We start from the raw sequence: 26,739 nt of genomic DNA, 5'->3' as shown, positions 1-26,739 counted from the left end.
TCAGTGGACCCGGCGTTCGCCGTCGGACCAGTAGCGGGCGCGCAGAGCCTTCTTGTCTGGTTTGCCGACCGGGCTCATCGGTAGCTGGTCGACGACGTCCACGCTCTTCGGGGCGTGATGCGGGCCCTTTCGTTCCCGGACGAGTGCGGTCAGCTCGGCGGCGGAGACCTCGGCGCCGGGGCGCAGGGTCACCACCGCCTTCACCGCCTCACCCCAGGTGTCGTCCGGGACGCCGATGACGGCCGCCGCCGCGATCGCCGGGTGCGCGCACAGGACGTCCTCGACCTCCTTCGGGAAGATGTTGAACCCACCGGTGACGACCATGTCCTTCTTGCGGTCCACGATGGTCAGGAAGCCGTCGGCGTCGCGGCGCGCGATGTCCCCGGTGTGCAGCCAGCCGTGCTCGAACAGCTCCGCAGTCTGGTCCGGGCGGCGCCAGTAGCCGGCGGACAGCAGCGGCCCGCGGACGCAGACCTCCCCGGGCTCACCGTCGGCCACCTCGGCGCCGTCGTCGTCGAGCAGCGCCACCCGCACCCACGGCACCGGACGCCCGCAGCTGGCCAGCCGGTCGGGGCGGTTGACGTCGTGGTCCCCGCGGCGCAGCACGCTGATCGTCATCGGGCATTCGCTCTGCCCGTAGAACTGGAAGAAGACCGGCCCGAACCGCTCGATGGCCTCCGCCAGCCGAGTCGGGCTCATCGCCGAGGCCCCGTAGAAGACGGTCTGCAGGCTCGACGTGTCCGCCGCCGCCAGCTTCGGGTGGTCGAGCAGGTGGTAGAGCATGGTCGGCACGAGCATCGTCGCGGTGATGCGGTACCTCTCGATCGCGTCGAGCACCGCGGCGGGGTCGAACCGGGGGAGCACGACCAGCGACCCGCCCCGCAGCAGCACCGGTACGAAGAAGGCGGCGCCCGCGTGCGACAGTGGTGTGCAGACGAGGAAGCGGGTCTCGGTCGGCCACTCCCATTCGGCGAGCTGGATCTGGGTCATCGTGGCCGCGCCACGGTACGTCGACATCACCCCTTTGGGACGTCCCGTCGTACCGCCCGTGTAGGTGATGCCGGAGACGTCCTCGGGCCCCACCCGGGGCGCGACCAGCGGGCGCGGGGTGAACCCGGCGGCCAGCGCGGTCAGGTCCGTCCCCACCTCCGCCGGGCCGAGTGACAGCAGGTTCACCAGGGATGGCACCCGCCGCGCCAGCTCCGTCGCCCGCTGCGCGAAGGCCGGGTCGAACACGAGCGTCTCGATCTCGGCGTCGGCGAGGATGTAGGCGTGATCATCCACGGAGCCGAGTGGATGCAGCGCGGACGACCGGCATCCGGTCAGCATGTTCGCGCCCATGGTGAAGAGCACCTCGGGGCGGTTCGCTGAGATCATCGCGGTCGGGCTGCCGACGCCCAGGCCGAGCTTCGCGTACGCCTGCGCGTACCGGCTCATCTCGTCGCGCACCTCGGCCCCTGTCAGCACCCGGCCGTCGAGGTGCACCGCGGGAAGGTCGCGGCCGCGTTCGAGCGCCGCGATGAGCAGGTCGGGCAGGAACGACGCCCGTTCCCGCCCCGCCACGTCGGCCGCGGCCCCATCGGCCGCCGGATCGCCGGTCATGCCCGCCGGGCTCCGGGCGGGAGCAGGGACGGCGCCAAGCGGTTCCGCGGAACCGGGCGGTTTCGCGGAACCGGGCGATTCCGGGGGACCGAGCGGTTCCAGGGGACCGGAAGGTTCGGTGGCGTCGGGTGGTTCCGCGGCGCCGGGCAGGTCGATGACGCGGGGCGGTTCCGCGGAACCGGACAGGTAGGTGATGTCGGGCGCTTCCGCGGAGCCGGCGAAGTCGGCGGTACCGGATGGTTCCGCGGAACCGGACAGGTCGGCGGCGCGGGCGCGGGCCCAGGGGATGTCGACCTTTCCGGCCGGGCTGCGCCTGATGGCGGTCACGGTGTGGATCTCCCGCGGCGCCTTGAAACCGGCGACGAGGCCGCGGCAGTGCGCGATGAGCGCCGCGGAGTCGGGCATCCGACCGGCACGCAGGACGGCGAGGGCGACGACCCGCTCGCCGAAGCGGGCGTCCGGGACCCCGACCACCACCGCGTCGACGAGGTCGGGATGCGTTTTCAGCGCGTCCTCGACCTCCTCGGGGAAGATCTTCTCGCCGCCGGAGTTCACCACGGTGCTACCACGGCCGAGTAGTCGGACCGTGCCGTCCGCGTCGACGGTGGCGAGGTCGCCCGGCACCGCCCAGCGCACCCCGTCGGCGTCGGTCTGGAACACGGCCGCGGTCTTCTCCGGGTCCTTGTAGTAGCCGAGCGGGATCGCCCCGCGGCGCGCGATCCGGCCGACCGTGCCCGCTCCGGGGCTGATCGGGACGAGGTGCTCGTCGAGGACGGCGGTGTCGCCGCTGAGCCGGAAGCGGGCCGGCCCACCCTCCTCGGCGCCGCTGTGCCCGAGCTCGGTGGCGCCGTACGAGTCGATGAGCAGCACGTTCGGCAGCAGCCGCGCCAGCCGGGCCCGGACCCCGCTGGACAGCGGCGCGCCACTGTTGGCCAGCGCGAACAGCCCGGAGAGATCCCAGCCGCCGGGCCGTGCCTCCAGCGCGTCGACCAGTGGGAGCGCCATCGCGTCGCCGACCACGGTCATCGACGTCGCCCGCTCGGCGGCGGCGAGATCCCAGATCGCGGGCGCGTCGAAGCTGCGGCCCGTCCACAGCACGGTGGTGCCCGCAGTGGCGATCGCGATGAGCACGCCGAGCTGGGCGGCCCCGTGCATGAGCGGCGCCAGGGTGAAGTAGTTCAGCGGCGGGTTCGCCGCGTGCTCGACGAAGTCGGTGATGCCCGTCGGGATCCGGCCGTCCGGCAGGGGGCGGGCGATCGCCGCCCGGAACAGGTCGGCGGACCGCCACACCACCCCCTTGGGCAGTCCTGTCGTACCGCCCGTGTAGATGATGTAGTGATCATCACCGTCGCGGGGGATCCGCACCGGTCGCGGATCGGTCGCCGGATCGGCTGTCGGCTCCTCGAATCCGACCGTTCGCCACGACGTCGCCTGACTCCCGGCCGCGCCGCCGGTCCGGGCCTCGGCGCCGCTCCCGCCGTCGGCCTGGACGTCGGCCTGGACGTCGGCCGCGAGCGGGGACCCGTCCTCGAGGACGACGACGGCGCGTACCGGTGAGACGTCCGCCAGCGCCGTGGTGAGGGTGGGCAGGTAGCGCCGTTCGACGACGATCGTGCGCAGGTCGGCGTTGTCGATCAGATACCGCAGCTCCGCCGCGACATACCGGTAGTTGATGTTCACCGGGGTGGCCCGCAGCTTGAGGCAGCCGATCATCGCCTCGACCCATTCGATCCGGTTCACCGCGTAGATGCCGACGTGCTCGCCGGGCTGGACTCCGGCGTCCCGAAGCAGCCGCGCGGCGCGGTCGGCACGGGCGTCCAGCTCGGCGTAGGTCAGTCGGGACGATCCGGCGACGATGGCCGGCCGGCCCGGCACCGTGTCCGCGATGAGCTCGATCATGTCCGCGAAGTTGACCCCGGTGCTCACAGCATCCCTTTCGACGTTCCTGGCGGATGGAATTCGATTCGGGTGGCGGATCGTCGGGATCGGATCAGGATCGAGGCCGGGTCGGGGCGGATTCGGGCCGCTATTCGAAGGTGTTCGTCAGCCTGGCCACATTGGACGGATCGCAGTTGAAGATGCCGTTGTTCGGCTGGGTGAGCTCGCGGTCGTAGACGAAACCGTCGGGGGTGACCTTCATGAGCAGGACGCAGGTGCTGAGATCGCCCTTCCCGCCGGGGGCGATGTCGTGCGCGGGATAGAGGCCGCCGGCCGACCACTGCTTCGTCGCGCCGGCCTTCTCCAGCACGCAGGCGGTGGTCAGGTCCGCCCCGCATTCGGTCGCCGCCTTCGCCCACAGCAGCCAGGCGTTGAAGCCGATGGCGGTGAAGTCGGTGAGCTTCGCCTCCGGGTGGGTGTCCCGCAGAATCGTCACGGCCTCCTTCACCGCGGGCACCGTGTCGGCGAGCTCGAACGGAACGTGGTCGAGCGTGAGGTAGACGTTGGAGAAGTTCGCCGTGGTCACCGCCTTGATCGTGCCCGGGTCGTACAGCTGGTGCGCGATGACGACGAAGTCCGGCTTCCACCCGATGTTGTTGATCGCGGTCAGCGGCGCGGTGAGGTCCTGCAGGGCGATCGCCTCCAGCCCCCGGGTTCCCTTGGCCCGCATCTCCTCCATGTACGGCCGGTAGTTCGCCACCAGCGGGGGCCATTCCTGGTAGGAGCTCACCCCGAAACCGTTGGTGGTGAGCGCCTCCCGTAGGCGCAGGCCCTGCGGGCGCAGGGTCGCGAGGTTGTTCCCCGCCACACCGAGATGGTCGGCCGCGTCGGGATAGCGCTTCACGAGCTGCCGGTAGGCCCCGATCGGGTACTGGTCGAAGGGTGCCGGAATCGGCACGACCTGAAGCGGTGCCCTGATGGCCTCCGGGGAGACGGTGTAGCCGGAGATCTGGCCGAGCCCGCAGTCGACCCGCGGCCCGACCGCGGCGGCGTCACCGACCATTCCGCCGCCGACAATCATGAAGTCGGTCTGGCAGGCCTGGATCATCTGCGCGGCGGCTTCGGACAGTTTCGCGTCGTGTTTGATGAGCCTGAGCTTCCGGCCGTTGATGCCGCCGGCCTTGTTGCACCAGGCCACGAACGCGTCGCCCACGTCGAAGAACTCCTGGCCCAGGCCGGGGGTGATGTTGCTGCCCACATCGGCGGTGGTGCCGATCGTGATCTCCGAGTCGGTGACCCCGCGAACGCTCGCACCGCCCGCGGCCCCGCCGCCGCTACCGTTACTGCCCCCGCCGCCGCTTGCGGGGCCGGGGCCGCACACGCCCCGCAGGTCGCCGAAGTCGCCGGCCGCGGCCGTTGCCGGCGATGCGCCAGCCGCCGTCACGGCGGGCTCGGATCCCCCCGTCTCACGTTCGTCGGCGGACCGGGTGCACGCCGTCAGGGCAACGCTGACGGCCATGGCGACGGTCAGCGCGGGCACCAAGCGGGTTCTACGACGGCGGGGGTGGGGTCTCATCGGGGGATGTCCTCTCCCTTGACGCCCGCACGTCGGCCGGTCGGCCGGTCAGCCGGCGGCCGGCGGCCGGCGGCCGCGGGGAGGCAGGCCGCGGCGACTCGGCGGGGCGTGTGAGGCGGCGAAACGCGCTCGTTGCACCGGGCGCGCCGACAGACCGACAGACTAGAACACGTTCTCTTCCCGCGATAGAGGTTTCCGAAAGGTTTCTGACGCCACCTCAGGCCCTGCTTGCTGGCTGTGGCGCAAATACCGGCACTGGTTGCACGTACTGAGAGAGCGGGTCGCCCCGTACACCTGACGGATCGTCAGAAACGGAGCTACCCTGCCCACATGCACGACTTCCCGAAGATTGTCTCGGTAGACGATCACGTCGTCGAGCCACCCGATGTCTGGAGCAGCCGGCTGCCGGCGCGGTATCGCGATGTCGGGCCCCGGGTGGTCCATGCCCCGAAGGGCGAGGTCACCTTCGTGGGCGGCCGGCTGACGGTGACCATGGGCGCGCCGGGCAGCGGCCCGGACGTCGCCTGGTGGCGCTACGAGGACCTGTGTCGCCCGCTGATGCGCCTCGACGCCGCGGTCGGATTCGACCGCGACGAGGTCGACCTGCGCCTGGTGCGCTACGACCAGATGCGCCCGGGCGCCTTCACTGTGGCCGACCGGCTCGCCGACATGGACGTCAGCCACATCGAGTCGTCCCTGTGCTTTCCCACCTTCCCGCGTTTCTGCGGCCAGACCTTCACCGAGGCCGCCGACCGCGAACTGGCGCTGCTGTGCGTACGCGCCTACAACGACTGGATGGTCGAGCAGTGGTGCGGTGCGGCGGCCGGCCGGCTGATCCCGCTCGCGATCGTCCCGCTGTGGGACGCCGGGCTCGCAGCCGCCGAGGTCCGCCGCAACGCCGCCCGGGGTGTGCGCGCCGTCTGCTTCAGCGAGATCCCACCGTTTCTCGGCCTGCCGTCCATCCACGACCGCGACCACTACTGGGATCCGTTCTTCGCCGCCTGCGCCGAGACCGGGACGACCATCAACATGCACATCGGGTCGTCGTCGAAGATGCCCTCGACGTCGGCGGACGCCCCGCCGGCGGTCGGCTCCACCCTGACATTCGCGAACTCGTGCTATTCCCTCGTCGACTGGCTGCTGTCCGGCACGTTCGAGCGCTTTCCGGAGCTCACGATCGCCTACTCGGAAGGCTCCATCGGCTGGATTCCGTACATCCTGCACCGCGCCGACGTCGTCTGGCGGGAGAACCGAGGCTGGGGCGGGCTGGGGGAGACCGTGACCGTGCCCCCGAGCGAGCTGTACCGCCGGCACGTGTACGGCTGTTTCTTCGACGACCCACACGGCCTGCTCAGCCTGGACGAGATCGGCGCCGACACCGTCACCTACGAAAGCGACTACCCGCATTCGGACAGCACCTGGCCCGACACCCGGGCCGTCGCGGAACGCCAGATGAAGCACCTGCCGCCGGAGACCATCGAGAAGATCGTCCGCGGTAACGCGATCCGCATGCTCGGCCTCACCCCGGACGGACGCTGGGCCGCCGCCCCCGATCTGCCGAGCGCCGATCTACCGAGCGCCGACCTGCCGGGCCCCCGGGGGTAGTGCCATGTTCGACACGCTGATCACCGGTGGTCTCGTCGTGGACGGCACCGGCGCGCCGGGCCGGCACGCCGACGTCGCGATCAAGGGCGGCCGGATCGTGGCCGTCACCCCACCGGGTGAGCCCGCGCCGGCCCGGGCACGGATCCACGCCGACGGGCTCGTCGTCGCGCCGGGCTTCGTCGACGTCCACACGCACTACGACGCGCAGCTGCTCTGGGATCCGTACGCCACCCCGTCGAACGTGCACGGGGTCACCACGGTGATCGGCGGCAACTGCGGGTTCACCCTCGCTCCGCTGCGCCCCGGCGGAGCCGACTACCTGCGCCGGATGATGGCCCGCGTCGAGGGGATGCCGCTGGCCGCGCTGGAGACCGGCGTCGACTGGAGCTGGGAGACGTTCGCCGAGTACCTCGACACCCTCGACGGGCGGATCGGCGTCAACGCCGGGTTCCTCGTCGGGCACTGCGCGCTGCGCTCCTACGTCCTGGGCACCGAGGCCGTCGGCCGGGCGGCGACCGCGGGCGAGGTCGCCGCCATGACGGCGGCGCTGCACGACGCGCTCGCCGCCGGCGCCCTCGGCCTGTCCACCACGCTTTCCTCGACGCATGTCGACGGTGACGGCCGGCCGGTCGCCTCCCGCTGGGCGTCCCACGAGGAGACGCTCGCGCTGTGCGCGGCCGTCGGCGAGCACGAGGGCACGTTCCTGGAAGGGATCGTCCCCGGCTGCCTGAACACCTTCGGCGACGACGAGATCGACCTGCTCGCGCGGATGAGCGCGGCGGCCGGCCGCCCGCTCAACTGGAACGTGCTGACCATCGACGCGGCGGCCCCCGACCGGGTCCCGCGCCAGCTGGCCGCCTCCGCCCGGGCCCGCGAGCTCGGCGGCCGGGTCGTCGCGCTGACCATGCCGACGCTGGTACCGATGAACATGAGCCTGCGCACCTTCTGCGCGCTGCACCTCATCCCCGGCTGGGGGGACGTCCTCGGCCTGCCGATCCCCGAGCGGATCGCCGCGCTGCGCGACCCGGCGGTTCGCGCCCGCCTGCTGGAACGGGCCCGCTCCCCGGAAGCCGGCGTCCTGCGCCGGCTCGCGGACTTCCGCCGCTACGTCATCGGCGACACCTACGCACCCGCCAACGCCGGCCTGACCGGCCGCGTCGTCGGTGACATCGCCGCCGAACGCGGCCTCGACCCGTTCGCCGCACTCTTCGAGATCGCCGCCGCCGACGACCTGCGCACGGTCCTGTGGCCGATGCCGACCGACAACGACCCCGACTCGTGGGCGCTGCGGCGCGACACCTGGGCACATCCGGACGTCCTGCTCGGCGGCTCGGACGCCGGTGCGCACCTGGACCGGATGGCCGGCGCGCCCTACCCGACCAGGTTCCTCGGCGACTGCCTGCGCGGGCGCCGCCTCGTCGGCCTGGAGACGGCCGTCGCGATGATGACCGGCGAACCGGCGGCCCTGTTCGGCCTGCGCGACCGGGGCAGGCTCGCACCGGGCTGCCACGCCGACATCACCGTCTTCGACCCGGCCACCGTCGACGCCGAGCCCGCCGCCCTGGTCGACGACCTCCCCGGCGGCGCGGCCCGCCTCACCGCCGGCTCGGTCGGCGTCGCCCATGTGCTGGTCAACGGCGTCGAGATCGTCCGGGACGGGACGAGCACCGGCGCCACCCCGGGCACCCTGCTGCGCTCCGGCCGCGACACCAGGACCGTGCCGACCGCATGACCTCGTAGTTCGGATGGTGCTGGCCGGGCGTCAGGGCTTCTTCTCAGGAAGCGTCGACGGCCTCGTGACCGGGACTACGTCCATGAGCTTTTCCAGGCCGACGTAGTCACCGGGATTCGTGGTGAACAGGGGCAGGCTCTCCGTGATCGCCGTGGCTGCGATCATGAGATCCGCGACGCGGCGGCGTGGCCTGCGCCCAGCGGCGACGACGGCTGCCGACAGACGACCGTAGACACGGGCCGCTTCGGCATCGAACGGGATCGGGTCGAACTCGTTCTCAGCGCGCTGCAGGGTTTCCATCCGTCGTGCGCGTTCCTCGTGTTCGTCGTACAGGTTCTGGTCATCGTTGCGCCGGACCTGATGCGGCCCTGCGGACAGCTCGGCAAGCGTCACGGCGCTGATCGCCATCTCGTCGGGGAGCTCGGCGGGATCTATCCATCGACGCAGGATCAAAATGTTGGTGTCGAGCAGGCCCTGCCGAAAAGCCTCAGTGGTCATAGGCGCCGGTGGCCTCGTGGTCGACCGCCGCGTCCTGGTCGGCGCGGAAGGCAGCCAGATCCACGTCGGGCGCGTTGCGTGACATCGCGGCGAACTCCTGGCGGGAAATGAACCTGCGCCTACGCCGAATGGGCACCAGCTGGCCGATCTGACGACCATCCCGGGTGACAGTGAAGGATTCGCCGTGCTCGACGGCATCCATGATCTCCCGCGATCTCGACCGCAGATCTCGCTGGGTGATCTCCAGGCTGCCCATGACATCCACGGTAGCACCCTGTAGCACCTGGTGTCACAGGGTGCGCCGTGGATGTCTGTGGCCGGTTTCGACTATGGCGAGCACCTGACGTGCTCCTGTGCCTGCCGGCCTGTCCTGCCTGCGGTGAGCGGTCAGTGCGGGTACTGGCAGGCGGCCCGACGGGCGTCCTCGCGGTCCTGCGCCGACGGCGGCCCGGAGGAGGCGGTGAGTTCGGCTGATATTCCGGGTGCAGCCGCGCGCAGGGTGCCGAAGTCCACGGCCTCGGTGGGGCCGCCGCCGCCCAGGCACGCGACCGCGGCGACGGGCACCCGATCGCCTGCCTGCGGAGGAAGCCGTAGCCCATCCGGGCGCCAGCTCACCGAGAACGCCTGGCTGGCCTCACTGGTGATGCCGATCTGATGCCAGCGTCGAAGGGACGGGCTGGCAGGGTCCTCCGCGTAGTAGGCGGCGAACCCCACGATCTGAGCATTCGGTCCGTGCGCCTGCAGAACGGCCGTGAGTGGACTGGCCGGATCGCCGGACAGCTCGAGCGAAATCTCGGTGGGTATCGGATAGCCATCCGGACAGGTGGCGGCAGTGATGCCAGCCGGCGGGTTTCCGTGGATGATCGCCGACGCGACGAAGCCGCCGTCGTGCGGGAGGGCGAACCAGCGGGTGTCGGCGATTCCGGCTGTCGGGTCCAGGACCTTCTCCCCGACGCAGAAGCCGGCGAATCCGATCGTGCAACCGGGCGGAACGGTCGTCAGCAACGGGCGATCAAGCCGAGCGCCTGACCGGACGTTGGCTCCGTTGTCGTAGGTCGTCCCGGTGAACAGGGCGTCCTTTCCCACCGCCGGGCACCGACTCGCGTCGGTGCTTCCCGACTGGCTGCGGATGGCCACGGCAACCGTGATGCCGATGACGGAGACCAGGACGAGGCCGATCGCCACGAGTATCAACAGTCGACTTCGCGGCGGAGGAGGGGGTGGCGGAGGCTGTGGTGGCGGCGGGGCCAGCCGCGCCCCTGAACCGCCCGGCTGCCCGTTCGGGCCTCCGGATGAATTCTCGTCAGGGGGCTCATCGGCTTCTTGTCGGGGTGTCGGTGGATCGACAGGTTGCGGGGGTTCCGGATCCGCTGCTGGGAGCGGCTCCTCGGCTTGTAGGGCCTTGTACGTGGCCAGCCACCGGTCGCTCCATTCGCCGCGATCACCATTGCAGGCACCGACAAAAGCGAGTGTGACATCCAGCGTTGGCAGTCGAGCTCCGCCGGCGGCTTCCGAGAGTGTGGTGGCGGAGTATCCCGCGCTTTTCGCCAGGACCCGGTAGGTCGGCTGGCCGGCCTTCTCGCGTAGCTGCCGGAGGTCATGAGCGAATTCCTGTACCGGTCCGGCACTGGGATCGACCGGTCGTTGCTGTCGGGCCATTACGACCGCGGGGTGGATCGGGTCAAGGATCGGACTCCTCTGGAGAGCGACTACTCCCGCCGCTGCCGGTGATCTGCTGCTCAGCGGACGGATGTCGCACGCGGTGAACCGCGGTGGCCCGAAAGAACCCTGCGTGGTCTCTGAACGGCCCCCCGTGGCCAGGCCGCGCTGACCTGCGCGACCTGGTCGAGATTGTCCGGGATTGATTGATCGGATGCAAACCTGCTGGTCGTTCAACGTTTCGGCTGGCTTACTCAGGGCGGGGCGGCTGTCCGGGAGATCGACCAGCCGAACCCTGCGGGGCGCGTCGTCTCCACTCTGGTTCGTCCGCCGGCAATGGCGCGCCCGCGATCCCGTTGGTTGCTCAAAAGAAAGAGAGACCTGATCGACAGGCGGGTGTGGGCCGCGCGGCCGGCGGAGCCCCGGAAGGGGCGCCGGTCGCTGCGGAACTCCGGTCGAAATGCTGCCCGTAAAAGATTCATCTCACAGAAGCGGAGCCTACGGAAAAATGCGCGGGACCAGAATCTTCGGCGCCGGTGGAGTCAAGCGAGCGGCCTTGCTGGCCGCCATCCTGACGGGGGTGACTGGTAGTACGGTTCTCGTGTCCTCGGGAACTGCCAGCGCCGGAGCAACGTATAACGGAGAATGCGGCACCGGCTACAGTGTGATCGATTCGATCGGGCTGGACGGTGGCAAGGTCTTCCTGACCTACAGTCCGGCCTCCGGAAAGAACTGCGTCGTCGCGATCCGCGACAGTGCGGGAGGGTCCGGCCGTCTGGCCGCGGACGTTTCGCTGGCTGAGACCGCCAGCGTTGGCTTTGCCCCCGGAATCGCCGGAGGTGGAGGTGGGGTGGCTCCCGGAATCGCGGGAGGTGCAGGGATAGCCCCCGGAATCGCGGGCGGCGCCGCGGGAATCAACGGCGATTTCATCTCGGGTTCCCCGGCCAGGCGCAGCGAGCCGAAATATGTGTATGCGCCCGATTCATGTATCACATGGTCTGGCAGCATCGGACGTTCCCACTTCGAGGCGACCTCCGTCCACTGCGGCTGACGGGACGCACCGGGCCGCCCGCCGGGTGCGCTCAACGGCGCGCGTACCCGGCGGGTCCCGGACCGATGGCGGGAAGCGCGGGCCGCCCGTCAACGCGTCGATGCGGGGGCTACCTGGTGAAGGTGAGGACGCCGCGGGCCAGGTCGCCGGTCTCCAGGTCGTGCATCGCCTGGCCGACGGCGTCGAGCGGGTAGGTGCGGGTCACCAGCTCGTCGAGCAGGAGGCGGCCGCCGCGGTACAACCCGAGGTAGGTGCGGACGTCCCGTTGCGGGCGGGACGAGCCGTACCGGCAGCCCATCACCGACTTGTCGAGGTACAGGTCGGTGATGGGGACGGACAGCTCGGCGGCCTCCGCCGGCACCCCGAGCAGGACGGCCGTGCCGTGCCAGCCGAGCATGTCGACGGCGGCTCGGGCGAGGGCGGGGTGCCCGACGCATTCGAAGGAGTAGTCGACGCCGGTGCTGTCGGCGGGCAGCAGGTCGCGGACGGCACCGGCGGTGTCCCGGCCGGACGGGTCGACGAAGTCGGTCGCCCCGAACCGGTACGCGAGTTCGGCCTTCGCGGGGTTGGTGTCGACGGCGACGACGCGGGTCGCGCCGGCGAGCGCCGCCCCCTGGATCACGTTCAGGCCGATGCCGCCGACGCCGATGACGGCGACCGTCGACCCGGGCCGCACCTGGGCGCGGTTGAGCACGGCGCCGACGCCGGTCAGCACCCCGCAGCCGAGCAGCGCCGCCGACGCGGCGGGGACGTCGTCGGGAACCGGCACGCACTGGTTCGCGGCGACGACGACCCGCTCGGCGAAGCAGGACGTGTTCGCGAAGTTGTAGGTGGGCGTGCCGCGCCAGGTGAACGGCTGCGGCCGGCGGCCGAAGGTGGAGCGGCACATCGTCGGCTGGCCGGCGTCGCAGTGCTCGCAGGCCCCGCAGTTGCCGAGGGTGGTGAGCGCGACCGCCTCGCCCTCCGCAAGCCCTGTCACTCCCGGCCCCAGCGCCGAGACGACGCCGGCGCCCTCGTGGCCGAGAACGACCGGGGTCGGGAAGGGGATCGTTCCCCGCACGACCGCCAGGTCGCTGTGGCACAGGCCGGCGGCGGTCATCCGTACCTCGACCTCGCCGGGCCCGGGCGGGCGCACCTCCAGGTCGTCGACCACGTGGTAGGCGGAACCGTCCCAGACGATGCCACGCAGCAGATCACCCATGCTCGTCGCTCCTCAGCTTCAGCTTGACCAGACGATGCTCTGTAACTCGCTGTAGGCGTGCATCGCGAAGGTGCCGCAGTCGCGCCCGACGCCGCTGTGCTTGAAACCGCCGAACGGCGTCTCGTGGTTGCGCTGCACGGTGTTGATCCCGACGCTGCCGGAGCGCAGCCGGCGGGCGACGCGGTACCCGCGTCCGGTGTCCGCGGTCCAGACGTAGTCGCTCAGGCCGAACGGGCTGTCGTTCGCGAGCTCGACGGCCTCGTCCTCGTCGGTGAACGTCATGAGGACGACCACGGGCGCGAAGAACTCCTCGCGGGCGATCGACATCCCGGGCTTGACGTCGGTGAACAGCGTCGGCGCGACGTAGAAGCCGGTGCCGGACGCCGGCCGGTGGCCACCGACCGCCAGGGTCGCGCCCTCGGCCACACCTTTCTCGATCATCACCTCGACCCGGTCCCGGTGGGCCGCGGAGATGACCGGGCCGACGACGGTGTCCGCGGCGCGTGGGTCGCCGACCCGGCAGACGCCGGCGTAGGCGGTGAGCCGGTCGACGAGGGCGTCGCGCACGCCGCGCTGGACCAGCACACGGGTCGGCGCGGTGCAGATCTGCCCGGAGTGGAAGCTCCAGGTCGAGCCGATGCCGCCCACCGCCGCGTCGAGGTCGGCGTCGTCGAAGACGATCGCGGCGCCTTTTCCGCCGAGCTCCATCAGCACCCGCTTCATGTCCCGCCCGGCGGCAGCGGCGATGGCCTGCCCGACCTGGGTGCTCCCGGTGAAGCTGATCATGTCGACGTCGGGGGAGTCGACCAGCGCCGCGCCGATCGACGGCGCCGACCCGGTGACGACGTTGACCACGCCGGGCGGCACCCCGGCCTCCGCGACGATCTCGGCGAAGCGAAGGATCTGCAGCGGATCCTGCGGCGCCGGTTTGACCACGACGGTGTTGCCCATGGCGAGCGCGGGCGCGACCTTCCCCGCCAGGCTGACCAGCGGGAAGTTGTACGGGGTGATGCAGGCGACGACGCCGACGGGCTGGCGCACGGCGACCGCGCCGATCAGGCCGCCGGGCGCGAGCGGGGTGGCGGGCATCGGCTGCGGAGGCAGTGGCACGGTGACCGGGTCGAGAGCCTCCTTGGCGTAGCGGCGGAAGCGGTCGACGGCCACCGGCACCTGCATGGTCTGTGCGACCCGTGCGGTCGCGCCGGTCTCCGCCTGGACCAGCCCGACCAGCTCGTCGTTGTGCGTGATCAGCAGGTCCGCGATCCGCCCGAGCAGCTCCGCGCGCCGCTCGGGGGCGGTCCGCGACCAGGAGCCCCAGGCTGCGCGGGCCGCCGCGGCGGCCTCGTGGGCCTGCTCGGGTGATGCCTGCGGTGCCTCGCCGACCAGCTCCTCGCTGGCTGGGTCGATCACCGGGTAGCGCCCCGCCGCGCCCGGCACCGGGTCGCCGCCGATGAACAGCGACCCGGCGTGCGCGGCGGTCGTCTCCAGAGCGCTCATGACCATCCTTCCGTCCCCGGTGAGAAGCATCCGGACGCCCGGGCCCATACCTGACGATGAGTCAGGGATAGCTCGGCTCGCGGCGGCGCCCGGTGACTCTTGCACCCACGGTTCCAGTCGCTAGAGTCTAGAACACGTTCTAGATGCTGTCGCTGCCGAGTCGCGAGCTCCGGACGGGGCGTCAGGTCAGCGAGGCTCGGGTCGGCCGGTTGGGCTGGGCCGCGCCGGGTGGGTCGCGCGCGTCGCGTCGCGGCCGTCAGTCGAACGGTGAGAGGTGGTCCGGCCATGGAATTCGGGATCTTCAACTCGCTCTACCTGCCGCGCCGGCTGTCGGAGCGCGATCCCCGCAACGCGGAGCACAACCGGCTGATGGACGAGGTGGCCTGGACCAGGGCCGCCGACCGGGCCGGCTTCAAGTACACGTGGGCCACCGAGCACCATTTCCTCGACGAGTACTCGCACCTGTCGGCGAACGAGAGCTTTCTGGCCTATCTCGCCGGGGTCACCGAACGCATCCACATCGGCAGCGGCATCTTCAACATCACGCCGCCGGTGAACCACCCGGCCCGCATCGCCGAGCGGGCCGCGATGCTCGACCATCTCTCCGGCGGGCGTTTCGAGCTGGGCATGGGGCGTGGCTCGTCCACCACCGAGCAGCGCGGTTTCGGGATCACCGACCCGGACCTCACCAAGAAGATGTTCGACGAGGTCGTCGCCGAGCTGCCGAAGATGTGGGCGGACAGCGAGTACGAACACGACGGCGAGTTCTTTTCGATGCCGGCGCGCAACGTTCTGCCGAAGCCGTACACCCGGCCGCATCCGCCGATGTGGGTGGCGGCGGGAAATCCCGGGACGTTCGAGAAGGCCGCGCGGATGGGGCTCGGTGTGCTCTGCTTCGCGCATGGAACCCCGGACCAGCTCGCCCCGCTCATCGAGATCTACAAGAAGAACATCGAGAAGGCCGAGCCGGTCGGCGGGTACGTCAACAACAACGTCATGGTCACCAGCCAGATGCTCTGCCTGGAGGACGGCGCCCGGGCCCGGGAGATCGCCACCGACATCACGATGAGCTACCAGAACAGCCTCGTGTACCGGTACCTCGACACCTTCCCGAAGCCGGCCTACATACCCGACTGGCCGCAGGTGCTGCCCGAGCCGACCGTCGAGCTGCTCGACCTCGCGATCGGGGCCGGCCACATCGTCATCGGTGACCCGCAGGAGTGCGAGCGGGCGGTGCGCACCTACGCCGACATCGGCGCCGACCAGCTCACCTTCGGCATGCTGTCGACGACGATGCCGGTCGAGGTGGCCTGCGAGGCCGTCGAGGTGTTCGGCCGGCACGTCCTGCCGATCTTCGACCGGGACCCGGTGCACAGCACCACCCGCCAGCGGGCGGCGCAGCTCGGTGACGACGCAGCCGGGTGACGACGCGTCGACCGCCGCCGCCGGCTGAGTCGCCGCCGCCGGCTGAGTCGCGGCAGGCCCGCTCGCCCCGCCGCAGCTCAGCGGGGCGAGCGGGCTGGCGCGTCCTGCGCGTCCCGCGCGGTCTGCGGGTTCGGTGCGCCCTCGGGGGTCGGGGTGTGCTGGCGGTTCGGGGTGTCGTCCCGAGCGTCGCCACGGCCGAGCGCTCCCTCGGCCCGCAGGCGGTCGATCCGCGCGTCGTCGTAGCCGAGGACGTCACGCAGCACCTCGGCCGTGTGCTCGCCGACCCGCGGCGCGCGGGCCGGGTGCGGAAGGTCGCCGTCGACGATCCTGATGGGAATCGGCAGCTGGTCGGCGCCGAGGCTTTCCCTGGGAATCCAGGGCAGCCGGTCGGCGAACTGGGGGTCGTCCGCGAGCGTGCGGGGGGTGTTGACCGGGGCGATCGGGGTGTTCACCCGCCCGCCGAAGGCGATCCATTCCGCGCTGGTGCGGGTCAGGAAGACGGCCCGCAGCTCCCGGCGCAGCGCGATGTTCCCGGCGGCGTGGTCGGCGTAACGCTCCCCGGGATAGCGGTCGAACAGGTCGGCTCGGCCCACCCCGACGCAGAAGTTCCTCCAGAACTCCCGCTCGGACGCCATGAAGAGAACGTGGCCGTCGCTGGACGCGTAGATGTTGTAACGGACGCCCTCGGCCATTCCGGCGGTGCCGGGAAGGCGGCGCCTACCGCCATCGGAGGCGTTTCCGGTCACCTCGTGCGGCGGGCGTTCGTAGGCCCGGTGGGTTTCCGAGCGCAGCCAGTCCACGGCGGCGGCCGCGTCGGACTGGGCCACCTCCAGCCACCGCCCGACACCGGTGGCACGGGCAGCCAGAATGCCCGCGAGAATGCCCAGCGAACCGTAGAGCGGGCCGGCGTTGATACCGAGCGAGACGTGCTCGGGAATGGCGGTGAAACCGTCGTCGTCGACGACGGGGGTGACCACACCGGCCCAGGTGTCGTACGCCACGCCGTGGCTTGGATAATCCTTGTACGGGCCGGTCAGGCCATAACCGGAGATCGTCAGCAGGACGATCGCCGGGTTCACCGCCCGCAGTGCCTCGAAGCCGAGGCCGCGGCGGGCGAGCCCGCCCGGGCGCATCGCCTCCACCACCGCGTCGGCCCCGCGGACGAGGTCGAGGAACACCGCCCGCCCGCCGGGGGTGCGCAGGTCCAGCACGATCCCGCGCTTCCCCCGGTTCACATGCAGGTGCATGAGGGACGTCCCGTCGACGATCGGCCAGGTCATCGACCGGACGTAGTCGCCCTGGGGCGGCTCGACCTTGATGACCTCGGCGCCGAGGTCGGCCAGCGCGGTGGTGACGGCGGCGGGCCCGAGCATCGAGCACTCGATGATGCGGACGCCGGCCAGCGGGGTGACTGTCTCGGGCACGCCTGTTCCCCTTCCACTTCCACGGATCCGACGGATCTGACTACCCGTCAGATCTTCGACGGTAGCGCGCCGCGCTCGGCCGCGGACGACGAACCGCGCAACCGGGACGGATCCCGCAACACCCTGCTCACCAGGGACTTTCGCGATGGCGGGCGACAGAAACTAGTACGTGTTCTAGTCTGGGGCCGCGCTGTGGGGCCAGTCGGCGGCAGCGCGCTCCACCGTGTGAACGAACCGTGGAGGACACGATGAGCGAACATCTTGTGGTCGAACGTTCGGGCCCCGTCGTCGTGGTGACGATGAACCGGCCCGAGGCACGCAACGCCCTGTCACCATCCATGATCGTGGGTCTTGCCGACGCCTGGGAGATGATCGACGCCGACCCGGCGGTCCGCGTCGCCATCCTCACCGGAGCCGGCGGGGTCTTCTGCGCCGGCGCCGACCTGAAGGCGATGAACAGCGCGGTGAGCGCCGACGGCGCCGCGAAGCGCTTCCGGGAGGACACCGGCATCGCCTGGCGGGCCCTGCTGCGCTCGAAGCAGCTGGCCAAGCCGCTGATCGCCGCGGTCGAGGGGCCCGCCGTCGCCGGCGGCACCGAGATCCTGCAGGCGACGGACGTCCGCATCGCCGCCGAGAGCGCCACGTTCGGCGTCGTCGAGGTCACCCGCGGGCTGTTCCCGCTCGGCGGGTCGACGGTCCGGCTGCGCCGGCAGATCCCCTACGCGCGGGCGATGGAGCTGCTGCTCACCGGCGAGACGATCACCGCCGCCGAGGCCGCCGACATCGGCCTGATCAGCCGGGTCGTCCCGGACGGAAAGGCCCTCGACGAGGCCCTGCGGGTCGCCGAGCGCATCGCCGCCAACGCGCCCCTGGCTGTGCAGGCGGTGAAGCGCTCGGTGCGGGAGACCGAGGGGCTGCCCGAGACGGAGGCGCTGGCCCGCGAGCTGGAGATCGGCCTGCCCGTCTTCGCCACCGAGGACGCCAAGGAGGGCACCCGCGCCTTCAAGGAACGCCGTCCCCCCGTCTACACCGGCCGCTGACCCTGGACGGATCACCCGAGAGGAGTCGGCGTGCTCACCGTGCTGCGCTTCAACTTCGCCGTGCCCGGCCTGGACCCGGCCGCCCTTTCCGCCGCCTACGCCGCGGGCATCGAGATGGCCCGCCATGCCGACGCGCACGGCATCGACCTGATCAGCCTGGAGGAACATCATGCGTCCGGCGATGGCTGGAGCCCCGCGCCGCTGCTGAACGCGGCGATGATCCTCGGTGCGACGTGCCGGCTGCGGGTGATCATCCAGGCGCTGCTGGTGCCGCTGTACGACCCGCCTCGGCTCGCCGAGGAGCTCGCGGTTCTCGACCTCGCCAGCGGTGGGCGGCTCACCATCGTCGCCGGTCTCGGATACCGGCCGGAGGAGTACGCCGCGCTGTGCCGCGACTGGAAGACCCGCGGCCGGGCGCTCGACGAAGCCCTGGAAACCCTGCTCGCTGTCTGGTCGGGCGAGCCGTTCGAGCATGAGGGCCGGCAGGTGCGGCTTACCCCGGTGCCACGGCGCGCCCCCTCCGCGCTGGTGTGGGTCGGCGGCGGAAAGCCGGTGTCGGCGCGCCGGGCCGCCCGCCTCGGCCTGCCGTTCTGCATGCCCAGGAACGACCCCGCACTCGCCGCCTACTACACCGAACAGCTCACCGCGCACGGGACGTCCGGCTTCGTCATCATGCCGCCGGAACGGACCCGGCTGACGTTCCTCGCCGACGACCCCGACCGGGCCTGGGCGCGGCTCGGTCACCATTTTCTGCACGAGGCCCGCGCCTACGCCTCCTGGCAGCAGCCCGGCCAGACGTCGGCGGTCCGCTCACACGCCGACACCGTCGACGAACTGCGCGCCGAGGGCGTCTACGAGGTGCTGACCCCCGCCGAATGCGTCGAACGCGCCCGCGCCGCCGGCCCGATGGACACGATGGTCCTGCACCCGCTCGTCGGCGGCCTGCCGCCCGCCGACGGCTGGCAGAGCCTGCACCTCTACACCGACAAGGTCCTGCCCGCGCTCGCGCTCACCTCCGGCTGAGCCCGGCATACGGAGGCTCGAACCGTCCTACTGAGTCGGCTGCAGTTGTCCTTTGAAATCCAACTAATAAACAAACATCACATAGGACGTGCATGGACTGACATTCTCGATTTGCACGTCGAACTTAAGATAGCGCTTACCGTCGGGATCGGTGGTCATCTCGGAGCGGCCTACAGGGTGTACCTGGGCGGTGAAGTCGTCTGCCTGCTGGAACGCGACCCCCATCTGAATCCTCGGCACATCGAAGAAGTCGTCGACCGGGCCGAACCTGAGGGTGTACCGGCCAGGCCCGGTGAGGTCAATCGGGAGTGAGGCGTAGGCGTAGTCGCCGCTGTTCGTCGTCTGTGGCTCGGATGTGGCCGAGAGCTTCGGTGGCGGCGCCGTCGCCATCTCGCGCTTGCCTGCACGAATTCTGAGGAGCTCCGCCGGCACGTCGACCCTGGTGCACGGAGGACCAGAACTCCCCGCCGGCTGCGTGGCGCCCGCCGTCGCAACAGGAGCAGCGGTGTCGGCGGTGGCAACCGTTGTAGCGGCGCCGGCCGCGGTGACCGTCGCGCCCTCGGTGTCCCCACCGCAACCTGCCGACAGTGCCACCCCGAGAGCTCCGGCGACAATGACGGAAAATCGCATGACGCGTTTCATCCGGCTCTCGCTCCCGCCCCGATGCAGAGATTCTGGACCGGCGTCAAGGATTGCGTCGCGAGAATTCGGAAGCAACAATTTGTGATGTTGATCACGACGTAGGTGAAATGCCGGTCGTGGAAGTATTCCGTCGGGCGGACCGCTGACCTGCAAGTTCTTGTCGGGCAGTGCGGAGGATCGAGGGGGCGAGGTGAGGGGCGAGGGTGTTTGTTGCTGGGGGTCGCTTCGCAAAACCTCGAGAAGTGGCGGATTCGAGGCCGCTGATACGGGCCTGGTGGTCCGCCGCCCGCCGCCCGCCGCCCGCCGCCCGCCGCCCGCCGCGCGTCGACCCGCCGGTGATCCCGCATCGCCGCACGGCGCCATACCATTCATGCCAACGGCGATAAAAGGGACACAAAGTCGCTTGATGGCTCGCAAGAAGTGAGGATTTTGGTTGCCGCAACAGCCAGAATCTTCACTTCTTGCTCGGAAGCGGTGGCAGTGGCGGCAGTGGAAGCCCGAGGTTCGGGATTCTGCGACGCGACGGCTCTGGGGCGACGAAAATTCTCCGCTCCTCGGACGGTCGGCTGTGATCGGGTATGTCAGGGAATGCTGGAAGGTGGGTCGCCGGCGTCGGTGGCCGGGCCGTGTGGGCGGATTCCGTCCAGGAGCATGCGCAGGAAATGGTCGGCGAGCTGGTCGGGTGACAGCCGCCCGCTGGGGGAATACCACCGGACGGACACCCAGACCGAGTCACGCAGGAGCCGGTAGGTGATCTTCGGGTCCAGGTCGGCGCGCAGCTGGCCGGCCGCGATGCCGTCGCGCAGCACCTTCATCCACAGCCGTTGGGTCGACTGCTCGGCGGCGGTCAGATAGGCGAAGCGCGGAAGCTGGATGAGGTGCACCCGCTCGTTCTGGAAGACGGTGACCGCGGCGCGGTGCCGGGCCACCGAGGAGAACGCCGCCCGCACGAGACCGTCGATCAGGTCGACGGCCGTCCCGCCCCGCTCGACGATGGCCTCGTATTCGCGGTGCAGATCGTCCAGATAGCTGGACAGCAGCTCGTCGATGATCGACTCCTTGGAGTCGAAATGGTGGTACAGGCTGCCGGAGAGCATTCCGGCCGCGTCGGCGATCTCGCGTACCGTGGTAGCCCGGTAGCCGCGCTCGGCGAACAGGTCGGCGGCCAGCCCGACGATCGCGGCCCGGCGCTCCGATTCGCCCGCTCCGCCGGCCCGGCCACCGCCAGCGCGCCGGCCGCTGCCACCCCGGTTGGCGGCGTTGCGCCGGTCGCCGTTCGCTGGAGCGGGCTCGGCGTCAGCCGCCGGCGCGGTCGCGCCCCGGCGCGGGCGGCGAGCTGGCTGGTCGGGCGACGATACTGGGCTTCGGGCCATGCCCGGATTATGCTCCTACCAAGCGCTTGCTTGTCGAGAGGCCTGTCCGGTGCGCACCCGGTCCGGCCAGTACCCCGAGATCCACGTCGCACGGCAGCTCAACGCCGTGGGGCAGACACGCTGATTCCGCTGCCTACACGCTCGCCGGCGCGGGACGGCGGCCTTCGACGGCATAGGTGAGGGCGACTGTTCCCCTACTCGTCGTGCCGCTGCTGGTCAGCCGGAGTGGCCGTGGCGCCGGCAGTCCACCGAACAGGCGTTTCCCGGCCCCGAGCAACAGCGGGTGCACGAACAGCCGCAGCTCGTCGACGAGATCGACCTCCATCAGCTGCCGGACCAACGCCCCACTGCCGAGTACCACGACGTCCCCGCGGCCCGCGGTGTTCTTCAGCCGGGTCACCGCTGTGACCAGGTCGCCGTCGAGGGGCTCCGCGCCCTCCCAGCCGAGCGGGGCGCTCAGCGTCCGGGTCGCGACGTACTTCGGCGTCGTGTTCAGAGTCGCCGCCATGGGGTTGTCGTTCGGCTGGAACGGCCAGAACGCGGCCATCTTCTCGTATGTCCGGCGCCCGAACAGGTATGCCGAGGTCCCGCCGAGCCCGGCCGGATCGATCACCTCGTGCAGCGCCTCCGCGTAGGGAACACCCCAGCCGCCGTGCTCGAAGCCACCGTCGCGGTCCTCGTCGGGCGAACCGAGCCCCTGCATCACACCGTCGACGCTGAGGAACTCGACGGCCACCAGCCTGCGCATGTCATCTCTCCCGTCCTCGATCGTTCATGCGATCAGTCGACCACTCGACTCACCAGCGGTGATGCTGCCGTGGCGGGACCGGTGTCGGCTTGAAGAAATCTGACCGCCGCTACCCTCGGCCCATGTCGGCCACAGCCTCAGCCCCCGAGCTTGTCCGGCGTCCCGCGCACCCGGCTCTCGCCGGGCTGGTCGCGGGCATCGTCGGCTACCAGCAGCGGGCCGAGCGACCGGTCGAGCGCCGGCAGCCGGCCGGGAGCCTGCTGCCGCTGGTGCTGTCCTTCGGCGACCCACTCGAGGTGGTCGCCCTTTCCGACGGGGAGGGCGCGGGTCGCCACCGATCCTTCGTGGCCGGTTTCATGCGGGGCCATGCGACGACCCGCTTCGAGCGCAGCCAGCGCTGCGTGCAGGTGTACCTGACCCCGCTCGGCGCGTACCGGCTCCTCGGCGCACCCGGCCGCGACCTCGCGGGACGCATCCTGCCGGTGGGCGACGTCGCGCCGGCACTGGCGGGATCGCTGCCCGACCGGCTCGCCGCCGCGGGCTCATGGGGCGAACGACTCGCACTCGTCGAGGACGCCGTGCTCCGGCTCGCCGCGGCCGGCGCCGGCCCCGAACCGGAGCCGTTCGTGGCCTGGATGTGGGACCGGATCCAGGCGTCCGGCGGCCAGGCCCGGATCGGCGAGCTCGTCGAGCGCACCGGCTGGAGCGGGCGGCACGCGGTCGCCCGCTTCCGCGACCAGGTCGGACTGACGCCCAAGGCCGCCGCGGCCGTGGTCCGGTTCGAACACGCGGCGGCGGACCTCGGCCGGCTCCCACTCGCCCAGGTCGCGGCCCGGCACGGCTACGCCGACCAGAGCCACCTCACCCGCGAGGTCGTGCGCTACGCCGGCGAGCCGCCGGGCGTGCTCGCCGCCCAGCGCCGCCCCACCGCCCACACCGCGCTTGGGCTGGAGCCCCGGCCGGGGTTCCGATGGGGAAGATCCAGGTCGGTCTGCAGCGCGCCGGTCGCGACGGCCTCGGCGCCTGCGTCTCCCCAGTCATGTGTCACAGGGATCGGTTCAGCAGGCGTCGCCGGGGTCGTCGAGGTGTACGAGGGTGTCGCCGAGTTCGCTCAGCAGCGCTGAGGCGCCGCCGGTGAGCAGCTCGATCTGTTTGCCCCAGAGGAAGTAGCGGTGGACGGGGTAGGAGACGTCGGCGCCGAGGCCGCCGTGCAGGTGCTGGGTGAGATGGACGCAGTGCTGGCCGGCCTCGGCGGCCCACCAGGCCGCGGTGAGGATCTCGGCGGCGGCGTCCAGGCCCTGATCGAGGCGCCAGGCGGCCTGCATGGCGGTGGCGGAGATGCCGACGGTGTCGACGTAGGCATCGGCGGCCTTGAGGGCCACGCCCTGGAAGGTCGACAGGGGTCGGCCGAACTGGGTGCGGGTCGACGTGTGCTCCGCGGCCATCTGCAGCGCCGCGGCCGTCACTCCGGCGGCGAGGGCGGCGAGCAGCACCAGCAGATGCGCCCGCAGGTCGGTGGCCGCGCCGGGCAGGCGCAGCGCGGGCACGTCGTCGAGCTCCAGCTCGCCGTGCAGCTCACCGCTGGTGGACGGACCCGATCGCACGGTGGCGCCCGGGCTCGACGGGTCGATGAGCCAGCCGTCCGCGCCGATGGGCAGCAGGATGCGGTCGGCGACGTGGGCGTACGGCACTCCGGCGATCCGTCCGCTCACCCGCCCGGCGGCGGGGCCGGTCGCGGTCACCCGTAGCGGTGCGGCGACCTGCTCCGGTGCGCAGGTCAGTATCGCCGCGCCAGCGACCACCCGGCGCAGCAGTGCCAGGATGTCCTCCGCCCAGGCCGGGCGTGCCGGCTCCGTGGAACCGGTGGGATGCTGCGTTTCCGCGGAACCGCCGGGCTGTGCCGGTTCCGCGGAACCGAATGGCTCGGCGGGATCGGGGTCGGCCGCCGCAACCCCCGAAACGGGAACCGGAACCGGAGTCGGGCCTGAGACCAGGGCCGCGTGCGCGAGGACGCGGGCAGCGGCGATCGTCCAGAGCAGGGGTACGGGGGCGACGACGCGGCCCTGTTCGACGCAGACGATGGCGGCCTCGACCAGGCCGAGGCCGGCGCCGCCCAGCTCCTCGGGCAGGGCCACCCCGAGCAGGCCGGCGCCGCCGAGATCGGCCCACAGCTCACGGTCGACGCGCTCCTCGGTCGCCTCGACGGCCGTCACCCGGGCGACCGGGGACCGCTTGGCGAACAGTTCCGCCGCGAGCTCGCGCAGCGCGTCCTGGCTTTCGTCGAAGGTCAGGTCCATCGCTGCGTCACCTGGCCCGGCGGGCCATGCCGAGGCCGGCGCTCGCGACGATCTCCCGTTGCACCTCGTTCACTCCTCCGCCGAAGGTGTTGATCTGCGCGGCCCGCGCGGCGCGTTCGATCTCGCCGGCCAGCAGGGCGCCGGGGGAGCCGGTGCGCAGCCAGGCGCCGGCGCCGAGGATGCCCAGCAGCAGCCGGTAGACCTCGACGTGCGTCTCGGTGCCGTAGAACTTCACGGTGCTGGAGTCGGCGGGGCGCAGCTCACCGGTCGCGATCGTGGTGGCCATCTGCCAGTTGAGCAGCTTCATCACCTCGAGCCGGGCGAAGCAGCGGGCCAGGTCGGCGCGCACCCACGGCCGGTCGGCGATGCGCGCGCCCGCGGGCGCCCCGGCGGCGGGGGCAGGGTCGGGGGTGGCCAGCGCCCAGCGGCGCACCTCACCCCACATCCGCCAGGCGTGGCCGCCGAGCGCGGCGAGGCCGACCCGTTCGTGGTTGAGCTGGGTGGTGATCATGCGCCAGCCGCCGCCCCGCTCACCGACCAGGTTCGCCGCCGGGACGCGCACGTCGTCGTAGTAGGTCGCCGTCGTCATCACACCGCCCACGGTCATGATCGGCGTCCACCGGAAGCCTGGTTGCGCGGTCGGCACCAGGAAGATGGAGATGCCCCGGTGGCGGGGCAGGTCGGGGTCGGTCCGGGCGGCCAGCCAGATGTGGTCGGCGTGGTTGGCGCCCGAGGTGAAGACCTTCCCGCCGCGCACCACCCACTCGTCGCCGTCGAGCCGGGCGGACGTCCGCAGCGAGGCGAGGTCGGTGCCCGCCTCCGGCTCGCTGTAGCCGATCGCGAAGACGGACTCACCGGCGAGGACGGCGGGCAGGTGCCGCTCCTTCTGCTGATCCGACCCGAACCGCATCAGCGTCGGCCCGACCGTGTTCACGGTGACGAACGGGAACGGGACGCCGGCCCGCTGCACCTCGTCGAACATGACGTACTGGTCGGTCGCGGGCCGGCCCTGGCCGCCGTACTCGACCGGCCACCCGAGGCCCAGCCAGCCGTCCGCGCCGAGCCGGCGGACGATCCGGCGGAAGGCCGGGCTCGCGGTGTCGGGCGACGCCAGGTCGGCGCGGTCGGCTGGGGCGAGCAGCTCGGCGAAGTACGCGCGCAGCCGCCGGCGCAGCGCCAGCTGTTCCGGTGTGTAGTCCAGGAACACGTCGTTCGCACCAATCGATGTCGGGGCTGGGCGGGGAGCCCGGGGCTGGGCCGGGAGTGTGGGTCAGGCTGGCAGGGGCTCGTCGGCGAGCAGCGCGCCGAGCGCGGCGGCCTGGCGGCTGACCCCGCCCAGGGCGAGCTCCAGCTGCTTGGCCAGCACGTAGCAGCGGTGCACCGGGTAGGTGCGGTCGACGCCGGTCGCGCCGTGCAGATGCTGCGCGGCCCGGGTGACCCGCCGCCCGCCGCTCGCCGCGATGAGCTTCGCGACGGCGACCTCCTTCGCCGCGGGCAGTCCCTCGTCGAGCCGCCACAGCGCCTCCGCGGCCGTCCAGCGGATGGCCCGGGCGTCGATGAACCCGTCGGCGAGGCGCTGGCGCACCGCCTGGAAGCCCGCGATCGGATGTCCGAACTGCTCGCGGGTGCGGGTGTGCAGCGAGGTGAGGCGCAGCGCCTCGTCGACGACGCCGGCCATCACCGCGCAGCTCGCCGTCGTCGCCCGGGCGAGGGTCCAGTCGAGCGCGCTTGTGTCGAGTGGGCCGACCGCCGCGGTGGGTGCCACCCGGACGTCGGTGAGCTCCAGCTCGGCCTCGACGGCCCAGGCGATCGTCCGCTGCGCCCGCCGGGTCACACCGGGGGCGGCCGGGTCGACGAGGAACAGCCCGGCGCCGGTCTCGGTCGTCGCCGACACCAGGATCGCGTCGGCGATCATTCCGGCCGGGACGCAGGTCTTCGTCCCGGAGAGCACCCAGCCTCCGCCCGGGCCGGGCCCCGCGCCGCTGCTGCCCGGGCCGCCGCCCTCGGCCCCCGCGCCGCTGACCTCGCCGCTGACCTCGGTGCGGGCGGTCGTCGCCGGGCGGCGTGGGTCGCCGAGCGGCTCGGCCAGCGCCGCCGTCAGCACGGTGGAGCCGTCGAGCACCCCCGGCAGCAGGGCGTCCCGCAGAGCCGGCGTCCCGAAGCGGACGATCGGGGGCACGGCGTACCCGAGGGTGGCCAGGGCGGGGACCGGCGCCGCCGTCCGTCCGGCGTGCTCCAGCAGCCGGGCGAGTGCGACCAGGCCGAGGCCGAGACCGCCCGCCTCCTCCGGAACGGCCGTGCCGAGCAGGCCGGCGTCGGCGAGCGCGGTCCACAGGTCGCGGTCGAAGGGAGGACCGGCGCCCTCCTCGGCGGCCCGCAGCCGCTCCGGGGAAGCGTGGTCGCCGAACAGGCGGCCGGCGAGCTCGTCGACCGCCAGCTCCGGCTCGCTCAGGGTGAAGTCCACGGTC

General features: G+C 71.6%; 21 protein-coding genes and 1 pseudogene. 7 read left to right on the top strand and 15 right to left on the bottom strand.

Annotation, left to right across the window (positions count from 1 at the left end):
- Together AWX74_RS42835 and AWX74_RS12955 are read right to left on the bottom strand one after the other, a co-directional pair.
- Positions 1–3,528: an AMP-binding protein gene (locus AWX74_RS42835; RefSeq protein ID WP_242666207.1), complete on the bottom strand. Its 3,528-nt coding sequence runs from the start codon at positions 3,526–3,528 to the stop codon at positions 1–3.
- Between the two features lie 100 nt (positions 3,529–3,628).
- Positions 3,629–5,020: an ABC transporter substrate-binding protein gene (locus tag AWX74_RS12955; RefSeq protein WP_242666206.1), complete on the bottom strand. Its 1,392-nt coding sequence runs from the start codon at positions 5,018–5,020 to the stop codon at positions 3,629–3,631.
- 366 nt (positions 5,021–5,386) lie between these two features.
- On the opposite strand from AWX74_RS12955, the gene AWX74_RS12950 reads away from it, so the two are divergent.
- Together AWX74_RS12950 and AWX74_RS12945 are read left to right on the top strand one after the other, a co-directional pair.
- Positions 5,387–6,661 carry an amidohydrolase family protein gene (locus tag AWX74_RS12950; RefSeq protein ID WP_091275614.1) on the top strand — a complete coding sequence of 425 codons (1,275 nt, stop codon included), beginning with the start codon at positions 5,387–5,389 and terminating at the stop codon, positions 6,659–6,661.
- Positions 6,662–6,665: 4 nt separating this feature from the next.
- The gene (locus tag AWX74_RS12945) at positions 6,666–8,393 is read left to right on the top strand and encodes an N-acyl-D-amino-acid deacylase family protein (RefSeq protein ID WP_091275611.1); all 1,728 of its coding nucleotides are present in this window, start codon (positions 6,666–6,668) and stop codon (positions 8,391–8,393) included.
- Positions 8,394–8,423: 30 nt separating this feature from the next.
- Here AWX74_RS12945 and AWX74_RS12940 read toward each other — a convergent pair whose 3' ends face one another.
- From AWX74_RS12940 to AWX74_RS42485, 4 genes and pseudogenes are all read right to left on the bottom strand, one after another.
- Positions 8,424–8,891 carry a type II toxin-antitoxin system VapC family toxin gene (locus AWX74_RS12940; protein WP_091275607.1) on the bottom strand — a complete coding sequence of 156 codons (468 nt, stop codon included), beginning with the start codon at positions 8,889–8,891 and terminating at the stop codon, positions 8,424–8,426.
- Positions 8,881–9,147, bottom strand: coding sequence for a type II toxin-antitoxin system Phd/YefM family antitoxin (locus AWX74_RS12935; RefSeq protein ID WP_091275604.1), 267 nt, complete (start codon positions 9,145–9,147; stop codon positions 8,881–8,883). Before AWX74_RS12935 ends, AWX74_RS12940 begins: the two co-directional genes overlap by 11 nt.
- 131 nt (positions 9,148–9,278) lie before the next feature.
- Complete coding sequence (locus tag AWX74_RS41210) at positions 9,279–10,076, bottom strand: hypothetical protein (protein ID WP_091275601.1); 798 nt, start codon at positions 10,074–10,076, stop codon at positions 9,279–9,281.
- A gap of 264 nt (positions 10,077–10,340) precedes the next feature.
- Positions 10,341–10,550: pseudogene (locus AWX74_RS42485) on the bottom strand (helix-turn-helix domain-containing protein); the annotation flags it as partial.
- Between the two features lie 556 nt (positions 10,551–11,106).
- On the opposite strand from AWX74_RS42485, the gene AWX74_RS39965 reads away from it, so the two are divergent.
- Complete coding sequence (locus tag AWX74_RS39965; RefSeq protein WP_157474206.1) at positions 11,107–11,601, top strand: hypothetical protein; 495 nt, start codon at positions 11,107–11,109, stop codon at positions 11,599–11,601.
- Between the two features lie 109 nt (positions 11,602–11,710).
- Here the strand turns inward: AWX74_RS39965 and AWX74_RS12920 are convergent, their stop codons facing one another.
- Positions 11,711–12,802, bottom strand: a complete 1,092-nt coding sequence (locus tag AWX74_RS12920; protein WP_207550303.1) for a Zn-dependent alcohol dehydrogenase — start codon at positions 12,800–12,802, stop codon at positions 11,711–11,713.
- 18 nt (positions 12,803–12,820) lie between these two features.
- Positions 12,821–14,299, bottom strand: coding sequence for an aldehyde dehydrogenase family protein (locus AWX74_RS12915; RefSeq protein ID WP_091275832.1), 1,479 nt, complete (start codon positions 14,297–14,299; stop codon positions 12,821–12,823).
- Positions 14,300–14,584: 285 nt separating this feature from the next.
- On the opposite strand from AWX74_RS12915, the gene AWX74_RS12910 reads away from it, so the two are divergent.
- Positions 14,585–15,724, top strand: coding sequence for an LLM class flavin-dependent oxidoreductase (locus AWX74_RS12910; protein WP_091275598.1), 1,140 nt, complete (start codon positions 14,585–14,587; stop codon positions 15,722–15,724).
- Between the two features lie 77 nt (positions 15,725–15,801).
- On the opposite strand, the gene AWX74_RS12905 is transcribed toward AWX74_RS12910, so the two are convergent.
- The gene (locus AWX74_RS12905; RefSeq protein ID WP_242666205.1) at positions 15,802–17,148 is read right to left on the bottom strand and encodes a CaiB/BaiF CoA transferase family protein; all 1,347 of its coding nucleotides are present in this window, start codon (positions 17,146–17,148) and stop codon (positions 15,802–15,804) included.
- A 248-nt stretch (positions 17,149–17,396) separates the two neighbouring features.
- On the opposite strand from AWX74_RS12905, the gene AWX74_RS12900 reads away from it, so the two are divergent.
- The gene (locus AWX74_RS12900) at positions 17,397–18,188 is read left to right on the top strand and encodes a crotonase/enoyl-CoA hydratase family protein (RefSeq protein WP_091275828.1); all 792 of its coding nucleotides are present in this window, start codon (positions 17,397–17,399) and stop codon (positions 18,186–18,188) included.
- A gap of 30 nt (positions 18,189–18,218) precedes the next feature.
- On the top strand, positions 18,219–19,211 hold the full coding sequence (locus AWX74_RS12895) for an LLM class flavin-dependent oxidoreductase (RefSeq protein ID WP_091275596.1): 993 nt from the start codon (positions 18,219–18,221) through the stop codon (positions 19,209–19,211).
- A 63-nt stretch (positions 19,212–19,274) separates the two neighbouring features.
- Here the strand turns inward: AWX74_RS12895 and AWX74_RS39480 are convergent, their stop codons facing one another.
- The 3 genes from AWX74_RS39480 to AWX74_RS12880 all read right to left on the bottom strand — a co-directional run bounded on the left by AWX74_RS39480 (position 19,275) and on the right by AWX74_RS12880 (position 21,974).
- The gene (locus AWX74_RS39480) at positions 19,275–19,853 is read right to left on the bottom strand and encodes a hypothetical protein (RefSeq protein ID WP_131799454.1); all 579 of its coding nucleotides are present in this window, start codon (positions 19,851–19,853) and stop codon (positions 19,275–19,277) included.
- A 581-nt stretch (positions 19,854–20,434) separates the two neighbouring features.
- Positions 20,435–21,226 (bottom strand): TetR/AcrR family transcriptional regulator, encoded by a 792-nt coding sequence (locus AWX74_RS12885; protein ID WP_091275590.1) that lies wholly within the window; start codon positions 21,224–21,226, stop codon positions 20,435–20,437.
- 133 nt (positions 21,227–21,359) lie between these two features.
- Positions 21,360–21,974, bottom strand: coding sequence for a dihydrofolate reductase family protein (locus AWX74_RS12880; RefSeq protein WP_091275587.1), 615 nt, complete (start codon positions 21,972–21,974; stop codon positions 21,360–21,362).
- A gap of 89 nt (positions 21,975–22,063) precedes the next feature.
- On the opposite strand from AWX74_RS12880, the gene AWX74_RS12875 reads away from it, so the two are divergent.
- A complete protein-coding gene (locus tag AWX74_RS12875) occupies positions 22,064–23,098 on the top strand; it encodes a helix-turn-helix domain-containing protein (RefSeq protein WP_193209724.1) in 1,035 nt (344 codons plus the stop codon).
- Here AWX74_RS12875 and AWX74_RS12870 read toward each other — a convergent pair.
- The 3 genes from AWX74_RS12870 to AWX74_RS12860 form a co-directional block, all read right to left on the bottom strand.
- On the bottom strand, positions 23,033–24,271 hold the full coding sequence (locus tag AWX74_RS12870; protein ID WP_091275571.1) for an acyl-CoA dehydrogenase family protein: 1,239 nt from the start codon (positions 24,269–24,271) through the stop codon (positions 23,033–23,035). The two genes, AWX74_RS12875 and AWX74_RS12870, sit on opposite strands and share 66 nt — an antisense overlap.
- 7 nt (positions 24,272–24,278) lie before the next feature.
- Positions 24,279–25,478 (bottom strand): acyl-CoA dehydrogenase family protein, encoded by a 1,200-nt coding sequence (locus AWX74_RS12865; RefSeq protein WP_091275567.1) that lies wholly within the window; start codon positions 25,476–25,478, stop codon positions 24,279–24,281.
- 63 nt (positions 25,479–25,541) lie between these two features.
- Entirely contained in the window at positions 25,542–26,735 is a 1,194-nt protein-coding gene (locus tag AWX74_RS12860; protein ID WP_091275564.1) for an acyl-CoA dehydrogenase family protein, read from the bottom strand.
- Positions 26,736–26,739: the final 4 nt, after the last annotated feature.

Origin of the sequence: Parafrankia irregularis, assembly GCF_001536285.1 — a bacterium.
GTDB lineage: Bacteria > Actinomycetota > Actinomycetes > Frankiales > Frankiaceae > Parafrankia > Parafrankia irregularis.
This window is presented reverse-complemented; position numbering and strand designations above follow the sequence as displayed.

What these genes read in the sequence shown, in the direction of transcription:
- AWX74_RS12950 (WP_091275614.1), top strand. Translation starts at nt 5,387, where the DNA reads ATGCACGACTTCCCGAAGATTGTCTCGGTAGACGATCACGTCGTCGAG.
- AWX74_RS12945 (WP_091275611.1), top strand. Translation starts at nt 6,666, where the DNA reads ATGTTCGACACGCTGATCACCGGTGGTCTCGTCGTGGACGGCACCGGC.
- AWX74_RS12940 (WP_091275607.1), bottom strand. Translation starts at nt 8,891, where the DNA reads ATGACCACTGAGGCTTTTCGGCAGGGCCTGCTCGACACCAACATTTTG.
- AWX74_RS12935 (WP_091275604.1), bottom strand. Translation starts at nt 9,147, where the DNA reads ATGGGCAGCCTGGAGATCACCCAGCGAGATCTGCGGTCGAGATCGCGG.
- AWX74_RS12920 (WP_207550303.1), bottom strand. Translation starts at nt 12,802, where the DNA reads ATGGGTGATCTGCTGCGTGGCATCGTCTGGGACGGTTCCGCCTACCAC.
- AWX74_RS12915 (WP_091275832.1), bottom strand. Translation starts at nt 14,299, where the DNA reads ATGAGCGCTCTGGAGACGACCGCCGCGCACGCCGGGTCGCTGTTCATC.
- AWX74_RS12910 (WP_091275598.1), top strand. Translation starts at nt 14,585, where the DNA reads ATGGAATTCGGGATCTTCAACTCGCTCTACCTGCCGCGCCGGCTGTCG.
- AWX74_RS12900 (WP_091275828.1), top strand. Translation starts at nt 17,397, where the DNA reads ATGAGCGAACATCTTGTGGTCGAACGTTCGGGCCCCGTCGTCGTGGTG.
- AWX74_RS39480 (WP_131799454.1), bottom strand. Translation starts at nt 19,853, where the DNA reads ATGAAACGCGTCATGCGATTTTCCGTCATTGTCGCCGGAGCTCTCGGG.
- AWX74_RS12885 (WP_091275590.1), bottom strand. Translation starts at nt 21,226, where the DNA reads ATGGCCCGAAGCCCAGTATCGTCGCCCGACCAGCCAGCTCGCCGCCCG.
- AWX74_RS12880 (WP_091275587.1), bottom strand. Translation starts at nt 21,974, where the DNA reads ATGCGCAGGCTGGTGGCCGTCGAGTTCCTCAGCGTCGACGGTGTGATG.
- AWX74_RS12870 (WP_091275571.1), bottom strand. Translation starts at nt 24,271, where the DNA reads ATGGACCTGACCTTCGACGAAAGCCAGGACGCGCTGCGCGAGCTCGCG.